The organism is uncultured Cardiobacterium sp., from assembly GCF_938028185.1.
In the GTDB taxonomy this organism is placed as follows: Bacteria; Pseudomonadota; Gammaproteobacteria; order Cardiobacteriales; family Cardiobacteriaceae; genus Cardiobacterium.
Window position 1 is genome coordinate 1 of sequence record NZ_CALJAH010000429.1, and the last position, 2,463, is coordinate 2,463.

Below are 2,463 nucleotides of genomic sequence, written 5' to 3' on the forward strand. Positions count from 1 at the left end.
TTTCTATATCAACTACGGATTTGTTTGAGGCAGCATACATTTTAGGACACCACCACTTTTCGTTCTATGTCCGACCTTACCTGCCGTGCCGGATGAAATGATCCGAGATGGTTTGCAGATATTCCCTGGCGCGTTCCGGATTGTCACGGTAATCGGCGACAAGCCTTGCTTCACCTTTTTTGCTGATGACGATGGCGCGGTTTGCCGGGTCGCTTGCCGACGCAACGTGGATACGCTCATGGCGGAAAAATATCCAGCAGCCTTCGGCTTCCATGTAGTCACGGGAGAGATATGGCGGTGGCGTATCTTGCAGCTCCGGCCGGGTGAACAGCAGTTCTTTTATTGCGGCGGCTGCCTGCGCCCTTGCTTCGGCAAAGGTGAAGGGGGACGGTGGCAATGCATCAACGGCTGGTATTTCGGTGTCGGCCACATCGGTCAAATCCGTATCTGTCAAATGCCCGTCCGCTGCATTGTGCTGGCGGGAAGGCAGGACAATAAGCGCAGTAATGAATCCGCTAAGGGCGGCAATCTGTAACGTCATAAAAAATAAGGGAGAAGGATCATCAGATGAATTTCCCAGGGCAGCGATCAGCATTAACAAAGGAAAAAACGGTATCAGCGAAAACAACACGCCCATCAAAGCGGAAATGATGGTTGTCACAATAATGCCCGCAATATTTTTATAACAACGGGCACCGGCAATCAGTTTCCCAATGGCAAGCGCACAAGGAAAGCCAAAGGACAGGGCAATACAAAAGGCGACTTCCATGCCAAACATCACTTCCTTGTCCGACCTTGCGTATATCCGCTCAAGGGTGCTATTGGATACGAGTATTTGATTGGGATCGAACGGCTTTTTCAGGATATATCCGATAATCAGGGGCGCCGCGATGCAGGCGACGACAGTCCAGATAATGGCAAAGCGCCATAAGGTTTCGTGTGCGGGATATTCGTCTGGTACGGTTTTCATGACGCATTCCTTTCCGATTGGATTTATGGCGCGCTGTCGCCGGATGTTTGCAGCAATGTTTTCAGCGCGGCGAAGGCGGCGCTGCCGTGGTTTTCGCCGTCGAGCAGGGTGAAGGTGGTGTCGCTTTGGCTTTGTTGCAGTTGGGCGGCCAGCGCCCGGGCGTTTTCTACCATCGCGCGACGGCGGCGTTTTTCGTCGCCGGGGGCGGCCTGTTCGCCGCTGCCCGCGCTGATGCGGATGGTGAGGCGGTTCGCCGGGGCGTGATAGCGGTCGGCGAAGGCATCAATGCGGCGGCTTTCCCACCAGATGGACGGGCTGGAGAGGTAATAGCCGCGCATGGTGCCACGGGTGTAGAGGTGGTAGAGGGCGAAAAGGCCGCCGTAGGAGTGGCCGAACAGGCTTTGCTGGCTGCGGTCGATGGGGATGCGCGCAGCGAGCAGCGGTGGCAGCTCTTCGTCGAGAAAGCGGGCGAAGGCTTCGGCACCGCCGCTATCATCGTCATCACCGGCCAGCGGCGGGGTGTAGTCGCGCGTGCGCTGCGCCAAATCAAGCATTTTGCCGCCGGGGTAGCCGATGCCGACGAGCACCAGCGCACGTTTTTCGCCCGCGCCGGGCGGGTTGAGCAGGGTTTGCGCGAGCGGCAGCGCGTAGGGGAAGTAGGTGTCGCCGTCGAGCAGGTACAGCACCGGATAGCCCGCCGGCGGTGCCTCGCCGATGGTGGCGGTCTGGATGCGGTAACTGCGCCGGCTGTGGGCGGAAGTGACGGTGGTTTCGGCGGCTTGCGGCAGTTGCGCGGGTTGCCAGTCGGCGGCGGTCGCGCCGAGCGCGGCGGCAAGGAGGAGGGGTTTTTTCATAAGCGTGTGTCCGTAGCTGTGATAGTGGGATTTTACCCGCCGTTATCGCGAGACGGGTATGAAAAAAGCCCGCATGACGCGGGCTTTTCTCGGGTAAATATTTACAAAATGACGTAGTAAGCGAACAGCGCAACCACGGCGATACTGACCAGGTTCAGCACCAGCCCGGCGCGGAACATATCGCGTTGCTTGACCTCGCCCGTGCCGAAAACCAGCGCGTTTGGCGGGGTGGCGACCGGCAGCATGAAGGCGCAGGAGGCACCGATGCCGATGACCATCACCAGCACATCTTCGCGCATCCCCGTTTGCGCGGCGACCGAGGCAAATACTGGCACCAACAGCGCGGCAGAAGCGGTGTTACTGGTGAACTCGGTGAGGAATATGATGAAGGTGGCGACGACCAGAATGATGACAAAGGGCGAACTGCCGCCGAAAGCGTTGGCAATCATCTGGCCGATTTCTTTTGAGGCACCGGAGGCGCCAAGCACGCTGCTCAGGGTGATGCCGCCGCCGAAGAGGAGCAACACGCCCCAGTCGGTGTTGTCGGTAACATCTTTCCAGCTGGCAAGACCGAGTACGACCACGGCGATAATCGCGCAAAGGGCGACGAACGTATCGGGGGCGTTGATGCCCATCGCT

General features: G+C 58.5%; 3 protein-coding genes. All 3 read right to left on the reverse strand.

Going from position 1 to position 2,463, the window contains the following annotated elements:
• Positions 1-76: 76 nt before the first annotated feature.
• Positions 77-970, reverse strand: coding sequence for a hypothetical protein (locus Q0349_RS12410; protein ID WP_298081332.1), 894 nt, complete (start codon positions 968-970; stop codon positions 77-79).
• A gap of 23 nt (positions 971-993) precedes the next feature.
• Positions 994-1,824 carry an alpha/beta hydrolase-fold protein gene (locus Q0349_RS12415; protein ID WP_298081333.1) on the reverse strand — a complete coding sequence of 277 codons (831 nt, stop codon included), beginning with the start codon at positions 1,822-1,824 and terminating at the stop codon, positions 994-996.
• Between the two features lie 101 nt (positions 1,825-1,925).
• Positions 1,926-2,463: SLC13 family permease (locus Q0349_RS12420; protein WP_298081334.1), on the reverse strand; the 538-nt coding region annotated here is incomplete at its 5' end.